The sequence below is a fragment of the Psychrobacillus sp. NPDC096426 genome, from assembly GCF_044762745.1.
In the GTDB taxonomy this organism is placed as follows: Bacteria; Bacillota; Bacilli; order Bacillales_A; family Planococcaceae; genus Psychrobacillus.
Window position 1 is genome coordinate 121,487 of record NZ_JBIWEX010000001.1, and the last position, 18,112, is coordinate 139,598.

Genomic DNA, 18,112 nt, shown 5'->3' on the forward strand with positions numbered 1-18,112 from the left:
TTTATTGATCCAGCGCATGGCTAGTCGCTGAAAAACGTTGTCCTAAGGGAACAGACATAGGCGTTTGCGCTTTACTTATTTCCCGGAAAATAATAATTGCAATGCTTTTTTCATAAATTCATCAGTTGATTGAAGCTCTTTGTTGTCTTTTAATTTAGGACGAACTTTTGAGAGTTCACGTTCTGAATATCCGAGTGCCGTAAGTGCTAACATTGCTTCTTCTAACTCATGGTCCGCAGTATTATCCGCAAATAATGTCGGTTCATCATCCAAGAATTCGATTTGCTCTAAATCCATGAGATCGTGTAACTTCCCTTTTAAGTCTAAAATCATCTGACGAGCTGTTTTCTTTCCAACACCTGGAAATTTCACCAGAAACGTTTCATCTTCTCGTTCAATTGCTTGGATAACATGTGTCGGCTCACCACTAGCTAATATTGCAAGCGCTCCTTTAGGTCCAATCCCAGATACAAGAATGAGCTTTCGGAACAACTCTCGCTGCGCTAAAGTAGAAAAACCCATTAACTGTTGCATATCTTCACGAACATGAAAATGGGTATATACTTGGATTATTTCTTCACTCTTTCTAAACGCAAAAGGATTTGGTGTAAACAGCTGATATCCGATTCCTTGTAACTCCAATACAACATACTCTGGTGTCACTCGTGTAACCTTGCCTTTTATGTAATCATACATTCCTTAAATCCCTCACAATCAATATATCCAGTATACCATAACAAACAAAGATGGCCGCTCCATAAACGAGCGACCAACTCCGACTAGGATTTACTAAAGCTTACTTAAATTATAGCATAAATTAGGCCATTCCGTTAACGCCTTATTCGTATATGGAACTAACTGATCGATAAACTTCTGCCTACGTTCTAATGGCAAAGCATATGCATATAACCATTCTCTATACAATTCGTTGGGATACATCATCGCTTCTTTATGCTTGCACACTACCTTTTCAAGCATTGGAAATTCATTCATTAATAAGTGAATATCATAATCAATTTCAGAAAGTACACGATGCATCCACAAAATATTTTCCATCTCTTTTGGGCCAATTACTGCAAGATCAAAATCAATTATTTTGTAAGTGGAACCGTCCGATAAGAAATTATGATGCACCACATCTCCATGCAATAATGTTCGGTCTTGCATATCAAATGGTATCATATCTTTTAATGCCATATCACCATACATCAAAAGCATCTTGGTGTTGCTAACTCCTATAAACGATTCTACAAAAAAAGATATCTCTTTCATCTTTAATAAACGATTTTGCCATTTGGAAATCAAATTAAATGCATAGAGTACTTTGCTATCTTCCCAAGCAATTATTTCGTTCGTTTTATGCAAACGAGTAAGTAGTGAGTAAACCGCTTTTCGATCTTCCTCATTACTGTAATTCACCGTATGCGTTCCTTTAAACCATGGTTGAATAATGAAATCTAGTTGAGGAGATTCTATTACCGGTAATACAAAAGGATTCTCAATATATTGTAATTTGTCGTGAATGAAACGAATTTTTTCAGCCTGTTCTTCAGAGGGATATTTCTTTACAGAAAATACCCCGTTTTCATTTTTCCATTTCCATACGTTTTTTTTTATTTGTCGAATATAGTAACTCACTTTTTAAAAGTGGTGGTACGGATATGGTGGGCATGGATATACCGGTACATAACAAATCTGTACGCATGGACAGCCACCATAGTACGCTTGCGTTTGTGGATGCATGTACGGGTATTCCTGCATGGTTGGATACTCTTCCATGTGTGGGTACTCTTCCATAGGTGGACATGGATATAATGGTGAGAATGTAGGGGATGGTTCTTCCACTACTGGTTGTATTTGTTGTATTGGTAGAACAGGCTGAACCGGTGGTGCTGGTGGTGGTGGTGCTGGTGGTGGTACTGGCACTCTTTCACGCTCATTAAAATGTGCTTCAATATGGATAGATGTTGACTCAACTAATCTCCAACCTTGTGGAGATGGTGTCATATCTATGTGTGGAGCTTGCACTATGTTATAAATCGGTTGCGGACTAACCGGTGGTACTGGTGGAACAGGCAAAGCTTTTGGTGGTACTGGATGCGCTTTTGGTGGTACTGGGTGAGCTTTTGGTGGTACCACATGTTCTTTCGGTTGCACCACATGTTCTTTCGGTTGTACTGGGTGCGCTTTTGGAGCTAGATGAGCTGGATGAACTGGGTGCGCTTTTGGGTGCGGGTGAACGTGATGCTCTAGATGAACATGGTGCTGTGGAGCAGGATGTGTATGCATTTCCTCCCTCTTCATCATTTCTTTTTTAACTGGGCGACTCTCGCTGTATGGATGATTGACGGATTCCATTTTTCTTGTATCTGGAATAAAAATCTTCATTCCTGGAACGATATATTCTGGATTCGCGAGATGTGCATTTAATCTTTTTAATTCTTCAAAAGAAACACCATAGCTTCTTGAAATTTTCCAAAGCGTGTCACCTTTTTCGACAATATGAATTTGCACAGTCTTCCTCCTTCCCTTCTCCTTAAACTATGTGCAACTACCTAAATTGGACACAGTTTTTTTAGAAAAGCACTTCCCTTCATGATAAACTTATGAATAGGAGCTAGCTCGTTATGCAAGTTGGGAGGGTTATTATTGAAAAAATTAAAAGGTGCAGAACGAAGAAATTGGATATTTTCTTATTTAGTAGAGCAAAACCAACCAGTTACCGGTTCAGATCTCGCTAAACTGGCAAATGTCAGTCGGCAAGTGATCGTAAATGATATTACACTGTTAAAAGCTACAAATATCCCAATTGTTTCGACAAGCCAAGGATATATGCTATTGCCAAACAAAGATGCAGATGCGTATGTACAAAAAAAAGTTGCGTGCAATCACCAATCTAAAGACTCAGAAGATGAGCTTCAAACACTAGTAGATGCCGGTGTGACGGTAGAAAATGTAACAGTAGAACATCCAGTATACGGGGAAATCACCTCTTCTATTATGGTGTCCAATCGCCATGATGTGGAAATGTTCTTAAAAAAAGTAAGAGAAACAGAAGCCTCTTTCTTATTAGAACTTACTTCAGGTATTCACCTACATCTACTTTCTGCACCAACTGAAGAAGTATTAAATCGCGGCATAGAAGCGCTAAGGAAAAAAGGTTATTTAATAGAAGAATAACTAAAAAGCGACCAACATAAAAACGCAAGGCAGAAAATAGTGTCTATTTTCCGCCTTGCGTTTTATTAATCTGCAGATTTCTCGGTTTCATATGTATAATAAGATCCAAGTGACTTCACTTCACATCCCAAAGCCGTTAACTCTTCCATTGCACCTAGCATCATTGGGACTTGCTCATCTTCTAATATGTCCATTATAAAAAAGTATTGTCCTAACCCTGTTTTTAATGGTCTTGATTCAATTTTACTTAAGTTGAGCTTTCGCCAAGCAAAAACAGAAAGTACTTGGTGCAACGAACCGGACCGATCATCCTTCGGCAACGTAAGCATTATAGTCGTCTTCACTTGACTTGTATGTCCCGTTTGCTTAATACTCTTATTCTTTTTAGAGAGTACAAAAAATCTTGTATGATTAAAATGAAAATCATGAATATTATGCTCTACAATTTGAAGACCATACTCAGTTGCAGCGGAGGTATTTCCAATCGCTGCAATACAATTCCATTCATTTTCAGAAACGTATTTTGCAGCGGCTGCAGTCGAAGTAGATTGTTCAAGCGGAACTTTGCCAAATCGATAATACAAATATTTATGACATTGCGCTAATGCATGTGGATGGGAATAGATCGTCTGAATCTCTTCCCATTTTTTTGCATTAGATGGGTGCACCATTAAATGTTGTTGAATAGGTGCTAGTATCTCCGCAATAACAGATACATTTGCTTCGTGATATAAATAATCGATTGTAAGTGGTACCGTGCCTTCTAGAGCATTTTCTATCGGCACAACAGCAATATCCACTTTGCCACTTGAAACGGCTTCTATACATGCTGGTATCGTTCGAAGTGGTACTAGCTTTTCATGTTCAAATAAAACCTTTGATGCTAAATGAGTAAAAGAAGCTTCCGGTCCTAGGAAAGCCACTTGTTGAGTTGCCATTCAAAATCCTCCTTACTTGTATAATCCAGAGTGACCTAGCGCTCTGACATTCGCTTACCACAGGCTAGCGACGAATCAGTAGATCAGATTTTGACCTTCTATTGTTATTTAGAGAAGCATCCACTCAACTTCTGATCAGAAGGCGAGCGGTAAGCTTCGGAAAACAAGCAGACACTAGGATATATTTATAAAGCGCCAGAGCTTATCACTTCTGCGGATTCTACAAAGTCCAGTCGCTTCATTTCATTCAAAAAATCATCTAATTCTTTTGTCATTGCAGTGACATCTAAAGATAACGTCACACTTGCTCTACCTTGAATCGGTATCGTTTGGTGAATCGTTAGTATATTGATTGATGACCCCGCCACAAGTTGCAGTAATCTTGCTAAGGTCCCTTCCCGATCCTCTAACTGTAAAAATAGTGTTAAGATTCGTTCTTGAACGATCGAATGGAACGGAAAAACCGCATCACGATATTTGTAAAAAGCACTTCGAGATAAATCTACTTCTTTTACTGCATCCCAAATCGAAGATACTTTCCCAGATTGGAGAAGATGCTTTGCTTCCAAAGTTTTTTGCATAGCTTCGGTCAATACATCCTCCCGTACTAAATAAAAGCGCTGGCCAGTTACGTCTTTCATGCGGTTCCCCTTCTTTCCTTACTCGATAAATTCAAACTCAAATTGTAACAATCGTACTATATCGCCATCTTTAGCCCCGCGCTCGCGAAGTGCATCATCTATACCCATTCCACGAAGCTGTCTTGCAAATCTGCGGATGGAGTCTTCTCGGCTGAAATCAGTCATTTTAAATAATCGTTCTACCGATCCGCCAGATAATACGAATGCCCCATCATCATCTCTTGAAATTTCGAAATCCTCTTTTTTCGCTTCATGTTTGTACATGACAGATGTTTCCGATTCTTCTTCAGTTAAGTGTTCTAATGGGAATTCTGGTGCCACTTCTAATAAGTCTGCTACAGCAAACAATAATTCTTGTAATCCTTGACGCGAAATTGCGGAAACCGGGAACACTTTCATATCAGGTCCCACTTTTTCTTTAAATGTTTTTAAATTTTCTTCCGCATCAGGCATGTCCATTTTATTTGCGACAATAATTTGAGGTCTTTCCGTTAAGCGTAAATTATACTGCTTTAACTCTTCATTGATCGTTAAATAATCTTCGTATGGATCTCTGCCTTCCATTCCCGACATATCAATTACATGTACGATTACACGTGTACGCTCAATATGACGCAGGAATTGATGTCCTAATCCTACCCCTTCAGACGCTCCTTCGATTAGTCCTGGTAAATCCGCCATCGCAAAGCTACGATGATCTTCTGTTTCGACCATTCCTAAATTTGGGACAATCGTTGTAAAATGGTAGGCAGCAATTTTAGGTTTTGCTGCAGATACAACGGATAATAAAGTAGACTTACCAACACTTGGGAAACCTACTAGCCCAACATCTGCTAACACTTTAAGTTCCAATACAACATTTAACTCGAATCCTGGCTCCCCTTTTTCCGAAAGCTCTGGTGCTGGGTTTGCTGGTGTAGCAAATCGGGAATTTCCTCGACCACCACGTCCACCTCTTGCAATAATTGCTTTTTGACCATGCTCTACTAAATCCGCAAGGACAGCACCTGTTTCTTCATTCGTTACTACGGTACCTGGAGGAACTTTTACGAATAAATCATCCGCATTGGCACCATGCATATTTTTGCTCATCCCATGCTCACCACGAGTTGCTTTGAAATTACGTTTATAGCGGAAATCCATTAATGTGCGTAATCCTTCATCTACGACAAATACTACGTCTCCACCATTTCCACCGTCCCCACCTGCTGGACCGCCCATAGGAACATACTTTTCACGACGGAATCCTACCATACCATCTCCGCCGTCTCCACCTTTTACATAAATCTTCACGTGATCTACAAACATTTATTTCACTCCAATCTTTCACTTGCAGTTAGCTTAATTTTAAGCTCGTTTTCTGTATTTACCAGTTTCTCAATATGAAAAAAACCTGTAAATGTTTCTTCCATCCACGAATCGGAAGACCAATCTCCTTGAACATCTATTTGGATTTCTAGTTGTTCATTCGTCATAATATGAACTTTAAATAATTGCTCTTGATATCCTCTAAGATTCGGGTAAATGGATTGAAGAAAACAATCTAAGTATTCCCGAAGTGCAGCATCATATTTATCTGCTCCACGTGTTAAAAGAGATGTTTGAACAACTAAAGTCATTTTATTATATCTTATACTAAATGTTTGTAACCATTCGTTTGTTTTAGATAGACCTACATTATTGATATCAAAAAACTGATTACATTTTGACGAATAATTACTTATTAATTTTTTTGCCTCTTCTATCCTGCCCATATCTAAATTCATTTGTATTAAATGTAAACTATTTAGAAAATCATGCATAGAGTGGCGCAGTACTTTGTTTATCGTTATCTCTTTATCTGCCATATTAGTAACCACGCTCCGTTTTATGCTTTTGTTCTTATAGTATAACAGGAATAGCTTGTTATTGCTCTCACCTAAAAAAAAAAGGACCGCATAAATGCAGTCCTTTTCTTATCATCAAGCTTCTTGAGCTACAGGATATACACTTACTTTTTTCTTGTCACGGCCGAAACGCTCAAAGCGTACTACACCGTCAACTTTCGCAAAAAGTGTGTCATCTCCACCACGTCCAACGTTTTCACCAGGGTGAATTTTAGTACCGCGTTGACGGTATAAAATAGATCCGCCTGATACGAATTGTCCGTCAGCACGTTTAGCGCCTAGACGTTTCGATTGAGAGTCACGACCGTTACGAGTCGAACCTACTCCCTTTTTGGATGCGAAAAACTGAAGATCTAATCTTAACATATGTTCCACCTCCTACTTTTTGAAGGTTATTTTTATATACTTACTATAATCTTGCTCAATCGTTTGTAAAGATACAATCATCGATTCCAAAATGAGCTGCATATTCGCGCCCTTTTCAGAATTTGTAGTGCTTGGTACTTCGACATATAAATAGCCTCCGTCCCCTTTTTGCTTAATAATAGGTGTAATTTCCGTAAGTGCAATGATAGCATTTACTGCACCGAATGATACAGCAGAAGCTCCTGCACATACTAAATCTTTCCCATGTTCAGCAAAATCGGCATGTCCTTTCATTTCAAATGAATGAATCAGACCTGATTGATCTCTCGTTATCGTCACTTTAATCATCTTATAAACTAATAGATTCTACTACTAATTTAGTGTATGGTTGACGATGACCTTGTTTTTTACGGTAATTCTTTTTCGCTTTGTATTTGAAAACGATGATTTTTTTAGCTTTGCCGTTTTTTACAACTTTCGCTGTAACTTTAGCACCTTCCACGAATGGAGCACCAACTTTAACATCATCTCCACCTACGAATAAAACTTTGTCGAAAGTTACAACTTCATCAGCATTAACATCTAATTTTTCAATGTAGATTTCTTGCCCTTGTTCAACTTTGATTTGTTTACCACCAGTTTCAATAATTGCGTACATACTTGCACCTCCTCTTAGACTAAGACTCGCCTTCGGCAAAGGTGACTCAGTTACCTGAGTACTTAAACCTTCTCAGAGCGGTTGTAGCAACGGGTGCTGCTACAAACAATAACATTTGAATATTATCACATATAAATTCTCACGTCAAGCGGTTTTCGTTATTCTATCAAATGCTAGCTTGTACTTTCGAAATCTCCAATAAGAATAGTTTTGCAAAATGACAAATAAAAAAATGAACGAAACTGATACAGCCCTTGGAAAATAAGCAAAGCTAATAAAAAAAATAAGGCTACTACTCCAAATGGAAAAGCCTATTAGCATCTCATACTTATCCGGAAAAAGCGCATCTACAGCCCGTCCACCATCTAAAGGATAAATCGGAAGTAAATTTAAACATAAAATCATTGCTTGTGTAGAAAATATAAATCGATGCTGTGGAAATTCAATGAAATAACTAATAGCCATTATCAAAAGCGTACAAAATGGACCTCCAAAAATGACGAAAAGCTGTCCACTTTTTTGCACTTTTGAAAATTGCTCCATTTTAATCTCTCCGCCGTACGGTAAAATCGTACATGATCGAACTTTTATCCCTACTAATTTTGCTGCGATTAAGTGCCCTACTTCATGAATAAGCAAGGAACCAAATACGATTGAATAGATAGCGATTTCTCCTGATAAATAAAAAAATAGGAAAAGCGGTATCATAATAGGATGCACTTTAAAGACTTGTTTATTCATAGGTTGCTGCTAGCCAATCAACAAGTTCGCTCATTTCTAAGTTTTCCCCATCTTTTACTACTTGAATATATAATAATTCGTTCTCAACAGTCGCAAAAATGTCTCCTGGACTCACTGATGTATATGGTAGTTGGTGAAACTCTGATACAAATCCAAATGTTGCCGTTTCCCCTGTATCATATAAAATAGACATCGTTTTATTTGTGTTTTTCTTATAACCCGTAAAAATAATCATTCCATTTTCGGATGCATACAAATCCTGCGACTCTTCTACAGCTAAGATGGCTCCTTCACCAAAAGGCTGAATCGATTTATATTCGATTAAAGGAGGGTCCGCCACAGGCGCACTCACTTTAATTTTTCTATCCGATTGCTCCACCCATGCCATCACTTTTTTATACACATCTGCTGGCTTTTGAGGTTCTAATAGCGTGGTTGTATAATTCGTCGATAACGTATTATTTTCCTCTAGATTTGCCACTATAAAAAATGCTAATACAAATAGTAGCGCAAGCGCCCATTTACGTTTTGAAAGCATAACATTCCCCCTAGTAGGAATGTATGATGGCAAGTACAAATTAATGAATAAAAAAAGCGGAAGTGACCTTTAAGTCTATCTTGTTTTCAGAAGCTTTCCGCGAAAAATAGTTTGTGCAATACTGGGATAATGCGTCTTAATAATAGGATCTTCGGGTTTGTCGTGTTGAGCGGGCTTTTTGTCGCGCTAGGGGTAGTCTTTGTCATGTTCGAAGGCTAGTTTGTCGCGTTCGCAGCGGTTTTTGTCTCGTTCAACCATATACTGTAAGATTTGAAACTGATTAGCTAGCAATTTTCTTTGTTTTCGCTGCAGGCGGCGACTCCTGCCGGATGAGTGAGCAAATGAGACATCACAACGTACGCGCAAGCGGCGGTGGTGGCTCATCGCTCACCCGGCGGAAAGCGTCCGACTGCAGCGAAAATCGCAGAGGTCACCTGATAAAGCTATTTAAGACGCATTATCCCTAAAAAGTGGAATACCTTCTGCTTCTGTGTTGAAACGGAAAGTTATTCTCATACCATACATTCTATATTTCGCTAAAATATAAAAAAGCGAACGCTAAATGTATTAGTCGTCCGCTTCATTTATTGCTCATATTATTTAGTAAATATAGATTTAAGTTTAGACATTACACCTTTTTTTGGCATGTCCATAGACATTAATGGCACAGATTCACCTAAAATACGGCGGGCAATATTTCGATAGCCGAGTGCAGCTCGATTAGAAGGATCCATCACAACTGGCTCTCCTTTATTAGAAGAACTTATGACACTCTCATCATCCGCAATAATTCCTAGTAGATCGATAGATAAATGCGTTGTAATTTCATTAATATCGAGCGCTTCGCCTTTAGTCATTAAGTGATGACGAATACGATTGATGATTAACTTCGGTGGATCAATAGATTCTTCCTGCTCTAACAACCCAATAATACGATCCGCATCCCGAACAGCTGAAATTTCTGGCGTAGTCACGACAATTGCTTTATCAGCACCTGCAATTGCATTTTTATACCCTTGCTCAATACCTGCCGGACAATCGATTAAGACGTAATCATAATCTCGTTTCAACTCATTTACAAGTTCTTTCATTTGCTCAGGATTTACCGCATTTTTATCCGTTGTTTGGGCTGCTGGTAACAAGTATAATCTATCTTCAAAACGTTTATCTTTAACAAGTGCTTGATGCACTTTACAGCGACCTTCCACAACATCTACTAAATCATAAATAATTCTATTTTCAAGTCCAAGCACAACATCCAAATTTCTTAAACCGATATCTGTATCCATTAAACAAACTTTTTTCCCTTGTAGAGCCAATGCAGTTCCAAGATTTGCAGTTGTTGTCGTTTTACCGACCCCACCTTTCCCAGAAGTTATTACGATTGCTTCTCCCACATTAGCTTCCTCCTTTAAATGTTGATAAATTTGGTCTTAATAATCGTAGTTCTTGCAGGCGATCAATTGCGATCAAACCATTTGTATGTAAATACGCGCATTCCATTTCCGGTTGCTCGGATAAGATTGTTAACTCATCTGTCATCGTTTCAATGACATTATCAATAATCAGATGGGTCGCTTCTAACCACGAGGCTGCAATAACCGCATCCCGGTTCCCGTTTGCCCCTGCATGTGCGATTCCTTTTAATCGACCAAGTACAAAAACATTACCACCAGCAATGACGCGCCCATTTGGATTTACATCTCCAATTACGACCAAATCCCCAACTGCAGTAATGATTTGGCCCGAACGGACAATGCCCACATAGGTCTCAGATTGATTTTCTAGTAATCTTTTATTACATTCTTCGACGGTCATTACATCACTTTGAATTTTCGTAACGCGAAGATGCTCCGTCTGTTGCACACAGTTAATAATTTCTTTGGCCTGTTCATTATTGCAATATCGATATCCTAAATGTAACAGCACTTCCGCTTGACCTTCAAATCCTTCATCAGATACCTTTTTCGCTAACTCTTCTAAAAGCTCTGTATATGAACACTGATCATCTAGACGTAATACAAGCCCTTCTTTTGTACCTTTAATCGATATTAACTGCTTTTTCGTCAATCAAGTCACCTCAGATCTACTGTCTAACCAAAAACGATTATTTTTGAAGCAGTAATAATTTTTGATTAAACCGATTTAGAAGAATATATTTAAACAACCATCCGAACATTAATATAAATACACCATTAGCAATCATCGTTGGGATGAGATTAAATTGGTAAAAAGCCGCAAATGACATCGTTTTAATACCAATAAATGTATAAAACAAAAATAATATAATTTCCACTGTAGCTACTAATAGAAGCGTCAAAATAGTGGCAACTATTAAATGATGATGTATATATCTTACGATAAAGCTAGCTACTAAACACATTAACGGAAAAATAAAAGAATATAATCCAATAATATCAATGAAAAAGACATCATACAAGAGCCCAAAAATCAACCCATAAAGCATTGCCCGTTTTCGGTCATAATAAATTGCAATAAATATTAAATAAATGATTAAAAAACGAGGAACTAAGACATAAAAGTCCCCGTTTAATTCAATAGGTGAAAAGAGTCCAAAAATCGGCTCCATATAAAACAATAGAACCGAAATAACCATTACTACATAACGAATCATGATTCTTCCCCTGCACCTTCTGATAAATCACGCTCTGTATTTCCACCATCTGTCCCATCTACAGAATTAATAGATCGTTTCGATATAATGACATGATCTAAAATAGAAAAGCTCGCTGCAGGTTTCACATATGCAAGTTGGGTTAAGCCATAATCATCCGTCGTTACTTCAGTAACTTCACCGATCAAAATACCTTTTGGAAAAATTCCACCCAAACCAGAAGTGGTTACTTTTTGGCCTTTTTTCACTTCGAACTCAGAATCTATTCTTTTTAATATAAGTTCTTTGCGTTCCATATCATATCCTTCAATTAATCCAAATACTTCTTGTTCATCTGCAATAACTGCTGAAACACGATAATTCGGATTTTGGGTAGATAAAAGCTCCACTGTTGACGTGAATTTGGAAGTTAAAATGACTTTTCCGATTAATCCTTGGGATGTCATCACAGCCATATTCACAGCTACACCGTGTGTTTCTCCTTTATCAATAATAATCTTTTCTTCCCATTGATCCGGATTCCGTGCGATGACCGTAGATTGGATTGGATTGAATTTACGAAGGCTTTCTTCTTTATCGATAATTTTTCTTATTTCTTCATTTTCTAACTGTAATTCATTTACACTAGCTTGTAAGGTGGCATAATCTTCTAATCTTGCTTTCAACCGTTTATTTTCATCATATGTATTAAGTAAAGATTCGACATTATTAAAAATACCCGTCACATACTGGGTCGGCTTAGAAAACATAGTTTGTCCAAAACCGACCACATCTTTAATTACTTGCTCAGGCAATGATGCATGATTTCGATCTCGCAAAGAAAAGCTGATGAGTGCCACAAGAAATATCATCCCTACAAGCAGCAAAACTAATCGCTTATTTGAAAAAAATTGTGGCATAACTCACTTCTCCTTAACTTTTAGTTTGTTGACGCTTTAATAAGCCCATATGATCAAGTGCTTTTCCTGTTCCGATAGCAACACAATCTAATGGATTTTCTGCAATAAATACTGGCATATTTGTTTGATCACTAATTACTTTGTCTAAATTCTCCAGTAGTGCTCCCCCACCAGTTAGCATAATACCACGTTCCATCACATCTGCAGACAATTCAGGTGGTGTTTGCTCTAACGTTTTCTTTACTCCATCAATAATAGAGGCAATAGATTCACGCAAAGCACTCGCAATTTCCGTTGATGTAATATCAATCGTTTTCGGTAATCCAGTAACTAAATCACGTCCACGGATGTCCATTTTTTCTTCCGCACCTGTAACTCTTGCAGATCCAATTTCCACTTTAATCGCTTCAGCAGTTCGTTCCCCAATGGTTAAGTTGTATGTTTTACGAACATAACTCGTAATTGCTTGATCCATTGCGTCTCCACCTACACGAACAGATTCGCTCGTTACGATACCACCAAGTGAAATAACCGCTACTTCAGTTGTTCCACCACCTATATCAACGACCATACTTCCCGTAGGTTCCCAGACAGGTAAATTTGCACCGATTGCAGCTGCAAATGGCTCTTCAATTGTTACCGCATCACGTGCTCCAGCTTGTTTCGCTGCATCGATTACTGCGCGTTGCTCTACTGAAGTAATACCAAATGGGACACAAATCATGACATTTGGTTTACTCCATGACATACCCGATGCTTTTATTGCATTCTTTAAGTAATATTCAATCATGGCAGAAGTCGTATCGAAATCCGCAATAACTCCATCTTTCATCGGGCGAATCGCTACAATCGAACCTGGTGTACGACCAATCATATTTCTCGCGTCATTCCCTACTGCTACAATAGAACCATTTTGTACATTTTTTGCAACAACTGAAGGCTCTCTTAATACAATTCCTTTTCCTTTAATAAAAACAAGCGTATTTGCTGTTCCCAAATCAATTCCTAAATCTCTAGATCCAAATCCAAACACTATATTTACTCCCTTTCTATCTCAAACAAGTTTTACTTAATTGTCTTAAAGTCATAACTCTCATTATAACTGATAGAAAGAAAAATGCCCAGTGTCACATGTACCCCTTTTCTTTAAGACTAATAAATTCATGATCACCAATGATCAAATGATCGATCAACTCGATGCCCATTATAAGTCCTGCTTCTATTAAACGTTTGGTTACATCGATGTCTTCAGGAGAAGGCGAAGCGTTGCCACTGGGGTGGTTATGCGCGCAAATGATCGAGGCTGCAGAGCGTTTTACGGCTTCGCGGAATACCTCCCTTGGGTGTACGATGGAAGCGTTAAGTGAGCCGATAAAAATCGTTTGTTTATGAAGGATTTGGTTTTTGACATTTAGGAAGAGAGCAACGAAATGTTCTTGTTTCAAGGAAGTCATATCTGGCATTAAATAAGTAGCGGCATCTTTCGGAGAGCGAATTGTAAATTTTTCATCCGTTTGTTGTTGAGAAAGTCTTCTACCTAGCTCAACTGCTGCGAGAAGTTGGACAGCTTTTGCTTCTCCAATCCCTTTTACGGACATCATTTCTTCTAACGTAGTATTTTTTAATTCTTGAATTTGTTCGATGAAGTTAAGCACTCTATTTGCTAGAAGTAGAACAGACTCTTGCTTCGTACCAGTACGAAGCAAGATTGCTATTAATTCTTGATTGGATAGACTTTGTGCACCTTGTCTTACAAGTCTTTCACGAGGACGATCAGCTATATGCACATCACGAATCATTAAAGAAGGTGGTACGTTGACAGTCATTTGCTCCACTCCTTTTCAAACGCTACTACTTCAAGTGTAAGTAACGTTTGAAACAAACGACTAATCGGAAGACCTACAACATTGTTGTAATCCCCTTCGATTTTTTTGACTAATAATCCTCCCATTGTTTGAATACCATATGCACCTGCTTTGTCCAATGAATCTCCAGTTGCTACATAAGCATCTATTTGCTCATTTGATAGTTCATAAAATGTCACGAGCGTGGATTCTGCAAAACTGATACTTGTCCCTGCTCCTTGAATGGAAACGCCTGTCACTACATGATGCGTGCGACCAGAAAGACTTTTTAAATATTCTTTTGCCTGTTCCTTACTAGTCGGTTTTCCTAACACTTCTTTCCCTAGATGGACAATCGTGTCTGCGCCTATAACAATAGCATTCGGATTTCTTTCAACAATAGGCACTGTTTTTTTATATGCAATAGAAATTGCCATCTCTTCTGGCGTAAGTTCACCTTCCACCACTTCTTCAATTTTTGCAGGTTGAACTTCGAACGGAATAGCTAATCTACTAAACAGCTCTTTTCTTCTCGGTGACTCACTTGCTAGTATAAATGAATAATCAGTTGTTAATTTCAATGTAAATTCCTCCTTTTCAATAGCATACAAAAAAATCGGAAAAAGGAAAATTGTTTTAAAAACAAAACTATTTCATTTTCCCTTTGTATTTAGGTCAAAAATTCAATTTTACGCATGAGTTCTGTTCTAAATAATGCGTAAAAACGTGTAATCTCATGACAGAAGAAACATCTGAAAACATTGATATCGCTTGTACAATAGTCATTAAATCATCTGGATAGTCTTCTTTTTTTGCAATTGAGTCAAAAAAATTTTTAGAAATATTATCTTCTTGTAAAAGATTAATAATTTTCTTTACTTTAGGATTCTCACATCCACTAGTAGAAACATACAAATTTTTAGTAAAACTAGGGAGAGCTTCCGTTTGTGTAATAGGCACATCATTTAAAAATAAATTACTCCAAACAAAAAACTGATTTTCTACTTGAACAATACCAGCTTTTTCTAAAGAGGGCTGCGTTGCCATAAAAGAGATTGCACTTTCTTTCGAAGAAAACATCCCATACTGTTTTACATGGAATGATAATGCCCCATCTGCAGCAACCTCTATTGTATTGTCTTTAGATTGTTCCGCAACAGGTGTCGTATCTTCTTCCTTTGCAACTTCTACTTTTTTATCATTTGCTAAATTTAGTATAAAGCCAAATAGTAAAACGCCCACTACCCCAATGACAAGCCCTTGAATACCTGCTAAAATTATCTTCTTTCTTGGATTTCGCCTTCTAATCGGCATAACATCACCTCTTTTTTCACAACCTTATCACGAACAACGTAAAAAAAGACGAGACCTATGTCGGCTCATCTTAAAAATTTATCGAGTTAAAAAAACAAATTCACATACCAATCGACAAGTACTTCTCCGTAAAAATAGGAAATAATCGCTGCAATCGCTATCGATGGACCAAATGGAATCGGTGTTTTCCGTCCTTTTTTTGCTTTTTTCAATGCAATAACACCAAACACCGTTCCAATAATAGAAGCTAAAAATAGTGTCAATAAAGTCGGAATTAGTCCTAATACAATTCCAATAACAAAAAATAATTTAATATCTCCGCCGCCCATACCGCCTTTTGACAACACTGCTATTAAAAACAATAGACCAAAACCGACAATAGCCCCTAACCAACTATCCCACCATAGGGTTAACGGCGAAACAATTCTCACGATAATTAAAGGAATTAAAAAGAAAAGCAATATCTTATTCGGAATAAGCATATATGCTAAATCAGAAACAGTAATAATAACAAGCATGGAAATAAATAATATCCCTGCAATTAGCTCTAGAGAGAAGCCTAGTTGACTATACGCAAATGCAAATAATAAACCAGTAGCAAATTCCATCACCGGATACATCCAGTGAATCTTCGTACCACATCCTCTACATTTTCCTTTCAAAAATAGATAGGAAAACACAGGAACTAAATCAACTATAGTTAAGTTTCGATCGCAAACCATACAATGCGAAGGAGGTTTTACAATTGATTCTCCTATTGGCACACGGAGACCAACTACGTTGAAAAAGGAACCGAATACGATTCCATATATGAAAAATAGAATTGTTATAACGATATCCATAGTTACCTCAACATTCTTTTATTATGGTATAACTAATGTTTCTCCAATAATGACAATATCAGAATTTCGTTTATTTGCTTTTTTTATGATTGATTCACCTTTGCGAGAATGATAATACTTCATTGAAATCGAGTAGAGCGTATCATTTGGCTGTACTACATAAGTTCTTACTACTGATTTGTTAGATTTAGGTTGTGCAGGTGTAACTTCTTTTTCTTCTTTAGACTTTTCGATTTCCTCGGGTTGCGTTTCTTCTACCACGTCCACTTGTTGTTCTTCTTTAGATTCCATATCTGTTTGTGACTTTTCTTTTTGTTCCAAAACGTCATACACTGGATTTTTCTTATTGGATGCTGGAGGAATGACAAGTCCGAACTTATTTGCTATCTTTGTAATAATTGGAGCATAATACGTCGATAGAACAACATTGTATTCCAAATGATCTTCCTGTGGTCCTGGACGCACTTCTCCTTCTTCAAATCCCTGAAAAGAAAAAGACTCGACAACATATATACGAGGGTTTTTGCGAATATTTTCTAAAAAAGTTGTTAATGCCTCATAATCTTTTGACAGTACGGTTAAAGAGATAGTTATAGCTTCTAGCCCATCCGGCATTATTACTTTTATTTCTTCTAAAGCTTGTTCCTTAGCAGATTGCAATTCCTCTAAAGGTTGTTCTTCCGTAATAATTTCTTCTTCGGTTTGCTCTTCTTTCTCCACATCTACAAATGACGCATTCAAAATAATGCTATCCGCACCAATTGCCGCATTTTCTAAATCTAAAACGATTGTATCTTCTAACTTTTCCACAGGGACTTTTAAAACAAGATTTGCTACATCATTTTGTAATTTAGTTGTATCTACTTCCGCAATTTGATCAGATTTAACTTCCGTTAATTGTTTTTGAAGTACAGTATTGTGATTCTTTAAAGAAGATAGAAAAGTAAACGTATATATAACTCCTACTAAAAGAATGACGATAATTCCTAATAGAATCGTAAGCCAATGTTTTTTTTGGAAATGTATCATGAGGAAGGCACCTCCTCTTTTACAGCTTTCTTCAATCCTTCTGTATCAACAATAATTTCATAATTCGCTTCCATTCTTGGTTGAAACTGCTGTGTTTCACTAACTGCTGGATTTTCTAATTCCGTATTCCTACCTAAAGTTAGTAACTTCGCTTCCACTATATAAGGAAAAGATTTTAATGTCGTTAAATAATAGGCAGCCTCTGCGTTTGACTCGAACTGAGTAGTCATTGTTACAACTGAATCATTAGAAGAATACGTAAATAACTTGATAAATCCTTTTTCAGGTAAACTTTGCGATAAATGTAGTAGTAAAAAAACAGTAGGTACAGGCTTTTTTTCTGCCCATTCTACTAAACTCTCTACTTGTTCTTTGTCTGATAAACTTACATCGATGTTTTGCTGCTCCGCTTGGCGCAATGTAAATTCATTTGCTAGGTCAGACTCTAACTGTTGTTCCACATTTTTTTCTTGATTATGTAAATAAAAAAGAATAAAAAGACAGACGAGTGCAGAGACAAAAAGAATAATACCAACGACAATCCATTCAAATCTTTTCTTTTTTTGCTGAAGTAAATTTATATCAATGTACATCGTGGAAT

Annotated in this window: 24 protein-coding genes and 1 other annotated feature; of the genes, 1 reads left to right on the forward strand and 23 read right to left on the reverse strand. The window is 37.3% G+C overall.

Going from position 1 to position 18,112, the window contains the following annotated elements:
* Nucleotides 1-75: 75 nt before the first annotated feature.
* The 3 genes from ruvA to ACIQYS_RS00615 form a co-directional block, all read right to left on the reverse strand.
* A complete protein-coding gene (ruvA, locus tag ACIQYS_RS00605; RefSeq protein WP_402973296.1) occupies nt 76-696 on the reverse strand; it encodes a Holliday junction branch migration protein RuvA in 621 nt (206 codons plus the stop codon).
* A gap of 93 nt (nt 697-789) precedes the next feature.
* Nucleotides 790-1,638, reverse strand: a complete 849-nt coding sequence (locus tag ACIQYS_RS00610) for a phosphotransferase (RefSeq protein WP_402973299.1) — start codon at nt 1,636-1,638, stop codon at nt 790-792.
* A gap of 3 nt (nt 1,639-1,641) precedes the next feature.
* On the reverse strand, nt 1,642-2,514 hold the full coding sequence (locus tag ACIQYS_RS00615; RefSeq protein WP_402973302.1) for a LysM peptidoglycan-binding domain-containing protein: 873 nt from the start codon (nt 2,512-2,514) through the stop codon (nt 1,642-1,644).
* 135 nt (nt 2,515-2,649) lie between these two features.
* Here ACIQYS_RS00615 and ACIQYS_RS00620 point away from each other — a divergent pair, with 135 nt between their 5' ends.
* The gene (locus tag ACIQYS_RS00620; protein ID WP_402973305.1) at nt 2,650-3,180 is read left to right on the forward strand and encodes a transcription repressor NadR; all 531 of its coding nucleotides are present in this window, start codon (nt 2,650-2,652) and stop codon (nt 3,178-3,180) included.
* Nucleotides 3,181-3,245: 65 nt separating this feature from the next.
* Here ACIQYS_RS00620 and pheA read toward each other — a convergent pair whose 3' ends face one another.
* The 20 genes from pheA to ACIQYS_RS00720 form a co-directional block, all read right to left on the reverse strand.
* Nucleotides 3,246-4,118 carry a prephenate dehydratase gene (gene pheA / locus ACIQYS_RS00625; protein ID WP_402973308.1) on the reverse strand — a complete coding sequence of 291 codons (873 nt, stop codon included), beginning with the start codon at nt 4,116-4,118 and terminating at the stop codon, nt 3,246-3,248.
* Between the two features lie 185 nt (nt 4,119-4,303).
* On the reverse strand, nt 4,304-4,759 hold the full coding sequence (locus tag ACIQYS_RS00630; RefSeq protein ID WP_402973310.1) for an ACT domain-containing protein: 456 nt from the start codon (nt 4,757-4,759) through the stop codon (nt 4,304-4,306).
* 18 nt (nt 4,760-4,777) lie between these two features.
* Nucleotides 4,778-6,067: a GTPase ObgE gene (obgE, locus tag ACIQYS_RS00635; RefSeq protein ID WP_402973313.1), complete on the reverse strand. Its 1,290-nt coding sequence runs from the start codon at nt 6,065-6,067 to the stop codon at nt 4,778-4,780.
* Nucleotides 6,068-6,072: 5 nt separating this feature from the next.
* Nucleotides 6,073-6,606, reverse strand: coding sequence for a Spo0B domain-containing protein (locus ACIQYS_RS00640; RefSeq protein WP_402973316.1), 534 nt, complete (start codon nt 6,604-6,606; stop codon nt 6,073-6,075).
* A gap of 114 nt (nt 6,607-6,720) precedes the next feature.
* On the reverse strand, nt 6,721-7,011 hold the full coding sequence (gene rpmA, locus ACIQYS_RS00645) for a 50S ribosomal protein L27 (protein WP_093266255.1): 291 nt from the start codon (nt 7,009-7,011) through the stop codon (nt 6,721-6,723).
* 12 nt (nt 7,012-7,023) lie between these two features.
* A complete protein-coding gene (locus tag ACIQYS_RS00650; protein ID WP_402973319.1) occupies nt 7,024-7,359 on the reverse strand; it encodes a ribosomal-processing cysteine protease Prp in 336 nt (111 codons plus the stop codon).
* A gap of 1 nt (nt 7,360) precedes the next feature.
* Nucleotides 7,361-7,669 carry a 50S ribosomal protein L21 gene (gene rplU, locus ACIQYS_RS00655; protein WP_142643117.1) on the reverse strand — a complete coding sequence of 103 codons (309 nt, stop codon included), beginning with the start codon at nt 7,667-7,669 and terminating at the stop codon, nt 7,361-7,363.
* A gap of 12 nt (nt 7,670-7,681) precedes the next feature.
* Nucleotides 7,682-7,762 (reverse strand) — a sequence feature (ribosomal protein L21 leader region).
* 51 nt (nt 7,763-7,813) lie between these two features.
* Entirely contained in the window at nt 7,814-8,410 is a 597-nt protein-coding gene (locus tag ACIQYS_RS00660; protein WP_402973323.1) for a site-2 protease family protein, read from the reverse strand.
* On the reverse strand, nt 8,403-8,948 hold the full coding sequence (locus ACIQYS_RS00665) for a hypothetical protein (protein WP_402973326.1): 546 nt from the start codon (nt 8,946-8,948) through the stop codon (nt 8,403-8,405). Before ACIQYS_RS00665 ends, ACIQYS_RS00660 begins: the two co-directional genes overlap by 8 nt.
* Before the next feature lie 596 nt (nt 8,949-9,544).
* The gene (gene minD / locus ACIQYS_RS00670; RefSeq protein ID WP_402973329.1) at nt 9,545-10,345 is read right to left on the reverse strand and encodes a septum site-determining protein MinD; all 801 of its coding nucleotides are present in this window, start codon (nt 10,343-10,345) and stop codon (nt 9,545-9,547) included.
* A 1-nt stretch (nt 10,346) separates the two neighbouring features.
* Nucleotides 10,347-11,018, reverse strand: a complete 672-nt coding sequence (gene minC / locus ACIQYS_RS00675) for a septum site-determining protein MinC (protein WP_402973331.1) — start codon at nt 11,016-11,018, stop codon at nt 10,347-10,349.
* A gap of 37 nt (nt 11,019-11,055) precedes the next feature.
* Nucleotides 11,056-11,583 (reverse strand): rod shape-determining protein MreD, encoded by a 528-nt coding sequence (gene mreD / locus ACIQYS_RS00680; RefSeq protein WP_402973334.1) that lies wholly within the window; start codon nt 11,581-11,583, stop codon nt 11,056-11,058.
* A complete protein-coding gene (gene mreC, locus ACIQYS_RS00685; protein ID WP_402973337.1) occupies nt 11,580-12,482 on the reverse strand; it encodes a rod shape-determining protein MreC in 903 nt (300 codons plus the stop codon). The genes mreD and mreC overlap by 4 nt, the downstream gene beginning before the upstream one ends.
* A 13-nt stretch (nt 12,483-12,495) precedes the next feature.
* On the reverse strand, nt 12,496-13,515 hold the full coding sequence (locus ACIQYS_RS00690; protein ID WP_402973340.1) for a rod shape-determining protein: 1,020 nt from the start codon (nt 13,513-13,515) through the stop codon (nt 12,496-12,498).
* A 94-nt stretch (nt 13,516-13,609) separates the two neighbouring features.
* The gene (gene radC, locus ACIQYS_RS00695) at nt 13,610-14,308 is read right to left on the reverse strand and encodes a RadC family protein (protein WP_402973343.1); all 699 of its coding nucleotides are present in this window, start codon (nt 14,306-14,308) and stop codon (nt 13,610-13,612) included.
* Nucleotides 14,305-14,907 (reverse strand): Maf family protein, encoded by a 603-nt coding sequence (locus tag ACIQYS_RS00700; RefSeq protein ID WP_402973345.1) that lies wholly within the window; start codon nt 14,905-14,907, stop codon nt 14,305-14,307. Before ACIQYS_RS00700 ends, radC begins: the two co-directional genes overlap by 4 nt.
* Nucleotides 14,908-15,001: 94 nt before the next feature.
* Nucleotides 15,002-15,640, reverse strand: a complete 639-nt coding sequence (locus ACIQYS_RS00705; RefSeq protein ID WP_402973348.1) for a hypothetical protein — start codon at nt 15,638-15,640, stop codon at nt 15,002-15,004.
* An 86-nt stretch (nt 15,641-15,726) separates the two neighbouring features.
* Complete coding sequence (locus tag ACIQYS_RS00710) at nt 15,727-16,482, reverse strand: prepilin peptidase (RefSeq protein ID WP_402973351.1); 756 nt, start codon at nt 16,480-16,482, stop codon at nt 15,727-15,729.
* Nucleotides 16,483-16,503: 21 nt separating this feature from the next.
* The gene (locus ACIQYS_RS00715) at nt 16,504-17,511 is read right to left on the reverse strand and encodes a LysM peptidoglycan-binding domain-containing protein (RefSeq protein WP_402973353.1); all 1,008 of its coding nucleotides are present in this window, start codon (nt 17,509-17,511) and stop codon (nt 16,504-16,506) included.
* On the reverse strand, nt 17,508-18,104 hold the full coding sequence (locus tag ACIQYS_RS00720; protein WP_402973356.1) for a PilN domain-containing protein: 597 nt from the start codon (nt 18,102-18,104) through the stop codon (nt 17,508-17,510). The genes ACIQYS_RS00715 and ACIQYS_RS00720 overlap by 4 nt, the downstream gene beginning before the upstream one ends.
* Nucleotides 18,105-18,112: the final 8 nt, after the last annotated feature.